The sequence below is a fragment of the Streptomyces sp. BR123 genome (assembly GCF_013401435.1).
GTDB lineage: Bacteria > Actinomycetota > Actinomycetes > Streptomycetales > Streptomycetaceae > Streptomyces.
In genome coordinates this window covers 1-5,812 of the sequence record NZ_JACBGN010000394.1, presented here as the reverse complement: position 1 = coordinate 5,812, position 5,812 = coordinate 1, and the positions used below count along the sequence as shown (strand labels likewise).

The following is a 5,812-nucleotide window of genomic DNA, read 5'->3' as shown; positions in this document are numbered from 1 at the left end:
CGCCGAGCCCCCGGTCCACAGGCCCTCCCTGCGCAAGAGGCTGGTCCCGTACTGGCTGCTGCTGCCCGGCATCCTGTGGCTGCTCGTCTTCTTCGTGCTGCCGATGGTCTACCAGGCCTCGACCTCGGTGCAGACCGGCTCCCTCGAAGAGGGCTTCGAGGTCACCTGGCACTTCGGGACCTACTGGGACGCATTCACCGAGTACCTCCCGCAGTTCCTGCGCTCCCTGCTGTACGCCGGCACCGCGACCGTGCTGTGCCTGCTGCTCGGCTACCCGCTGGCCTACCTGATCGCCTTCCGGGCGGGCCGCTGGCGCCACCTGCTGCTGGTGCTGGTCATCGCGCCGTTCTTCACCAGCTTCCTGATCCGCACCCTGGCCTGGAAGACGATCCTGTCCGACGGCGGCCCGGTCGTGTCCTTCCTCAACACGATCGGCTTCCTGGACGTCACCGGCTGGCTCGGCCTCACCGAGGGCGACCGGGTGCTGGCCACGCCGCTCGCGGTGGTCTGCGGCCTCACGTACAACTTCCTCCCCTTCATGATCCTGCCGCTCTACACCTCCCTGGAGCGCATCGACCCGCGCCTCCACGAGGCGGCCGGCGACCTGTACGCCCGCCCCGCCACCACCTTCCGCAAGGTCACCTTCCCGCTGTCCATGCCGGGCGTGGTCTCCGGGACCCTGCTCACCTTCATCCCGGCGAGCGGCGACTACGTCAACGCCGAGCTCCTCGGCTCGACCGACACCCGCATGATCGGCAACGTCATCCAGTCGCAGTACCTGCGCATCCTCGACTACCCGACGGCTGCCGCGCTCTCCTTCATCCTCATGGCCGTCGTGCTGGTCATGGTCACCCTCTACATCCGCCGGGCGGGAACGGAGGACCTGGTCTGATGCAGTGGCTCCGCCGCAACTCCGTGGTCATCGCCGGCCTCGGCACGCTCGCCTACATGGTGCTGCCGAACCTCGTCGTGACGCTGTTCTCCTTCAACAACCCCGCCGGGCGGTTCAACTACGCCTGGCAGGAGTTCTCCCTCGACGCCTGGAAGGACCCCTGCGGGGTCGCCGACCTGTGCGGCTCCCTGTCCCTGTCGCTCCAGATCGCCCTGTGGTCCACCCTCGCCGCCACCCTGCTCGGCACGGCCATCGCGTTCGCCCTGGTCCGGTACCGGTTCCGGGCGCGCGGCGCGGTGAACTCGCTGATCTTCATGCCGATGGCCATGCCCGAGATCGTGATGGCCGCCTCGCTGCTCGCGCTGTTCCTCAACATGGGCATCCAGCTGGGCTTCCGGACGATCCTGATCGCCCACATCATGTTCTGCCTGAGCTTCGTCGTCGCCGCCGTCAAGGCGCGCGTGCTGTCGATGGACCCGCGGCTGGAGGAGGCCGCCCGCGACCTCTACGCGGGCCCGGTGCAGACCTTCGTACGGGTCACCCTGCCGATCGCGGCACCCGGCATCGCGGCGGGCGCGCTGCTGGCCTTCGCGCTCTCCTTCGACGACTTCATCATCACCAATTTCAACTCGGGCAACACCGTCACCTTCCCCATGTTCGTGTGGGGATCGGCCCAGCGCGGTACGCCCGTGCAGATCAACGTCATCGGCACGGCGATGTTCGTCATCGCGGTGCTGGTGGTCCTCGCCGCCCAGCTGGTCGGCAACCGCCGCAAGAACGCACAGCCCAAGTGACCCTGTAGGGAGTTGGAAGACATGGCCCCAGTCGCCATGCGAAGCGTTGCGAAATCCCTTTCCGAAGCACTGCCGGTCTCGTACTGGCTGGACGACCCCGGCAAGCCCGCCGCACAGCCGGCCCTGACCTCCGACGAGGCCTGCGACCTGCTGGTCATCGGCGGCGGGTACAGCGGCCTGTGGACCGCGCTGATCGCCAAGGAGCGCGACCCCGCCCGGGACGTCGTCCTGATCGAGTCGAAGGAGGCGGGCTGGGCCGCCTCCGGCCGCAACGGCGGCTTCTGCGCCGCCTCCCTCACGCACGGCCTGGCCAACGGCCTGGCCCGCTGGCCCGGCGAACTCGCCCGGCTGGAGGAGCTGGGCGCCCGCAACCTCGACGAGATCGAGGCGGCGGTCGCCCGCCACGGCATCGACTGCGACTTCGAGCGCACCGGCGAGATCGACGTGGCCACCGAGCCCCACCAGGTCGAGGAGCTGCGCCAACTCCACGAGGAGGCGCAGAAGCTGGGCCTGGCCGGCGGCTCGCGCTGGCTGGACCGCGACGAGCTGCGCGCCGAGGTCGACTCGCCGACCTTCCTCGCCGGCCTGTGGGACACCGACGGCGTGGCCATGCTCAACCCCGCCAAGCTCGCCTGGGGCCTGAAGCGGGCCTGCCTCGGCCTCGGCGTGCGCATCTACGAGAACACCCGGGGCCTGTCGCTGGCCTCCTCGGGCCCGGGGATGGCCGTACGCACCCCGTACGGGCGGATCTTCGCCCGGCGGGTGGCCCTCGGCACCAACATCTTCCCCTCCCTGGTCAAGCGGATCCGCCCGTTCACCGTCCCGGTCTACGACTACGCGCTGATGACCGAGCCGCTGACCGCCGACCAGCTGGAGGCCATCGGCTGGCAGCGCCGCCAGGGCATGGGCGACAGCGCCAACCAGTTCCACTACTTCCGCATCACCCCCGAGAACCGGATCCTGTGGGGCGGCTACGACGCCATCTACCCCTACAAGGGCCGCCTCGACTCCGAATACGACCACCGCCCCGAGACGTACCTGAAGCTGGCGCAGCACTTCTTCACCGCGTTCCCGCAGCTGGAGGGAGTGAACTTCAGCCACGCCTGGGGCGGGGCCATCGACACCTGCTCCCGCTTCTCCGCCTTCTTCGGAACCGCCCACTCCGGCCGGGTCGCCTACGCCGCCGGCTTCACCGGGCTCGGCGTGGGCGCCACCCGCTTCGGCGCCGACGTGATGCTGGACCTGCTGGACGGCGCGCGCACCGAGCGGACCCGGCTGGAGATGGTGAGGTCCAAGCCCATGCCGTTCCCGCCCGAACCCTTCGCCTGGACCGGCATCACGCTCACCAAGTGGTCCCTGGCCCGGGCCGACGCCCGCGGCGGCCGCCGCAACCTGTGGCTGAAGACGCTCGACAAGTTCGGCCTCGGCTTCGACAGCTGACGGCCGCCGGCCCTGCGGGACCCCCTGCTGCCCGCCGGCCGGCGGTGGGGAGGCGGCAGGGGAAGCGGACCGCAGTCCGTGACGGCCCCCGCCCGGCGGGACCCGGCACTCAGGGCCGTCCCGCCGGGCCGAACCGGCTCCGGCCGCCGCGGTCGACCGCGTGGGCGACCCCGAGCAGGAGGGGGAGGCACAGCAGCAGGCTGGCCAGGACGTCCAGGGGCCAGTGCCAGCCGCGCAGGATCAGGCCGACGGCCGTGGCGCCCGTCAGGACGAGGGCGGCGGCCACCGGCCACGGCCCGCGGGTGTACGGGCGCAGCAGCAGGGCCGCGCCGAGGTAGGCGACGGCGGCGGTTGCCGTGTGGCCGGAGGGGAAGTAGCCGGCGGCCCACGGCTCCAGCGGGCCCGGGCGGCCGGTCCACAGCTTCAGCGGCACCACCAGCGCCGGGACGAGGGCCATGGCCAGACCGGCCGCCAGGGCGCCGACCAGGTTGCCGCGGCGGACCGCGTACGCCATCGCCAGGGCCAGGACCGGCACGGCGACCGGGACGTTGCCGAGGTCGGAGAGGCGCTCGGTCACCGCGTCGGGGACGGAGCGCACCAGGGCGCGGCTGAGCCGCTCGTCCGGGGTGAGCAGCGGGCCCGACACGAGGACCTGCCAGGTCACGACGGCGAGCACCGGAAGGGGTGCGAACACGAGCGCGAGCAAGGGGAGGAGGGGGAGGGAGGAGGCGGCCGGCCGTCCCGGAACAGGGGGGATGGTTCCGGGACGGCCGGCCTGATCGGGTTGCCGTGCGCCCCGGGGGGTTTGGGGCGTACGGCTGTCCGATCGGTGAGGAGTGCGCGCGAACGCAGGCCCAGTACGGCGCTGGGGATGCCCGGTACCGGGATCGCCCCCGGTTTCCCGGGAGCGGGGTGTCTCACTCATCTGCAGAAACCGTACGGCAGCGGAAAGGGGACCGACAGCAGGAACGCGGTCCTGCCATCGGCCCCCCACATCTTCTTCACAGCGCCCGCCCGTTACCGGTGGTAGCGGGCGGGACACGTGTTCGGAAGCTCGCTCAGATGCCCGCGAAAGCGCCCTCGATGATGTCCAGGCCCTCGTTCAGCAGGTCCTCGCCGATGACGATCGGCGGCAGGAAGCGGAGCACGTTGCCGTAGGTGCCGCAGGTGAGGACGATCAGGCCCTCGGCGTGGCAGGCCTTGGCCAGCGCGGCGGCGGCCTCCGGGTTCGGGGTCTTGGACTCCGGGTCCTTGACCAGCTCGATGGCGATCATGGCGCCGCGGCCGCGGATGTCGCCGATGATCTCGTGCTTCTCCTGCATCGCGGTCAGGCGCGACTTCATGACGGACTCGATCTTCTTCGCCTTGGCGTTGAGGTCGAGCTCCTTCATGGTCTCGATGGAGCCGAGCGCACCGGCGCAGGCCACCGGGTTGCCGCCGTAGGTGCCGCCCAGGCCGCCCGGGTGCGCGGCGTCCATGATCTCGGCGCGGCCGGTCACGGCGGCCAGCGGCAGACCGCCGGCGATGCCCTTGGCGGTGGTGATCAGGTCCGGGACGATGCCCTCGTCCTCGCAGGCGAACCACTGGCCGGTGCGGCAGAAGCCGGACTGGATCTCGTCCGCGACGAAGACGATGCCGTTGTCGTTGGCGAACTTCACGATCTCCGGCAGGAAGCCCTTGGCCGGCTCGATGAAGCCGCCCTCGCCGAGCACCGGCTCGATGATGATCGCGGCGACGTTCTCGGCGCCGATCTGCTTGGTGATCTGGTCGATCGCCTGGGCGGCGGCCTCCGGGCCGCAGTTCTCGGCACCGGTGGGCCAGCGGTAGCCGTAGGCGACGGGGACGCGGTAGACCTCGGGGGCGAACGGGCCGAAGCCGTGCTTGTACGGCATGTTCTTCGCCGTCAGCGCCATGGTGAGGTTGGTGCGGCCGTGGTAGCCGTGGTCGAAGACCACGACGGCCTGGCGCTTGGTGTACGCACGGGCGATCTTGACGGCGTTCTCGACGGCCTCGGCACCGGAGTTGAACAGGGCCGACTTCTTGGCGTGGTCGCCCGGGGTCAGCTCGGCCAGAGCCTCGCAGACCTCCACGTAGCCCTCGTACGGGGTGACCATGAAACAGGTGTGGGTGAAGTCGGCGAGCTGCGCGGTGGCGCGGCGCACGACGGCCTCGGCGGAGCCGCCGACCGAGGTCACGGCGATGCCGGAGCCGAAGTCGATCAGGCGGTTGCCGTCGACGTCCTCGAGGATGCCGCCGTCCAGGCGCTTCGTGAAGACGGGGAGCACGGAGCCCACGCCGCCGGCCACCACGTCGAGACGGCGGGCCTGCAGCTCCTGCGACTTGGGGCCGGGGATCGCGGTGACGAGCTTGCGCTCCTGCGGGACAGCAGTCATGGAGGGCTCCTGGGGGTGTTTTCGGACGCACTTGTGTCTTTGTCCGCAGGCTAGGCCCGGGGGAGGGGGTACGGCATGCTCCGTTCGGGAGTGGTCCGTGCGTGTCCTTGTCCGCCGCGGCCATAGGAAGGATCCGGCGCGTGTCGTGCGGACCTGCGGCGACACCGGCCGGTACCGGCCCGGATCCGCCGTCGGGCAACTACATTGAGCGACGCAGCGCAGGCACGGGCAGGGGGGCAGGTCTTCATGGACACCGACGGCACGTACGGGCACGGCCAGGGCGGGCAGGGGGC

At 70.9% G+C, this 5,812-nt stretch carries 5 protein-coding genes; 3 read left to right on the top strand and 2 right to left on the bottom strand.

The features are described 5' to 3' along the window. The 3 genes from HYE82_RS33520 to HYE82_RS33510 form a co-directional block, all read left to right on the top strand. On the top strand, window positions 1-892 hold an 892-nt coding region (locus HYE82_RS33520), incomplete at its 5' end, for an ABC transporter permease (RefSeq protein ID WP_179177990.1). After that, window positions 892-1,686 carry an ABC transporter permease gene (locus tag HYE82_RS33515; RefSeq protein WP_179177989.1) on the top strand — a complete coding sequence of 265 codons (795 nt, stop codon included), beginning with the start codon at window positions 892-894 and terminating at the stop codon, window positions 1,684-1,686. The genes HYE82_RS33520 and HYE82_RS33515, both read left to right, overlap by 1 nt. A gap of 21 nt (window positions 1,687-1,707) precedes the next feature. After that, on the top strand, window positions 1,708-3,126 hold the full coding sequence (locus tag HYE82_RS33510) for an FAD-binding oxidoreductase (protein ID WP_179177988.1): 1,419 nt from the start codon (window positions 1,708-1,710) through the stop codon (window positions 3,124-3,126). A gap of 109 nt (window positions 3,127-3,235) precedes the next feature. Here the strand turns inward: HYE82_RS33510 and HYE82_RS39395 are convergent, their stop codons facing one another. Both HYE82_RS39395 and gabT read right to left on the bottom strand, forming a co-directional pair. Next, window positions 3,236-3,820 (bottom strand): phosphatase PAP2 family protein, encoded by a 585-nt coding sequence (locus tag HYE82_RS39395; protein WP_309144540.1) that lies wholly within the window; start codon window positions 3,818-3,820, stop codon window positions 3,236-3,238. Window positions 3,821-4,184: 364 nt separating this feature from the next. Continuing rightward, the gene (gene gabT / locus HYE82_RS33500; protein ID WP_179177986.1) at window positions 4,185-5,519 is read right to left on the bottom strand and encodes a 4-aminobutyrate--2-oxoglutarate transaminase; all 1,335 of its coding nucleotides are present in this window, start codon (window positions 5,517-5,519) and stop codon (window positions 4,185-4,187) included. Between the last annotated feature and the right edge of the window lie 293 nt (window positions 5,520-5,812).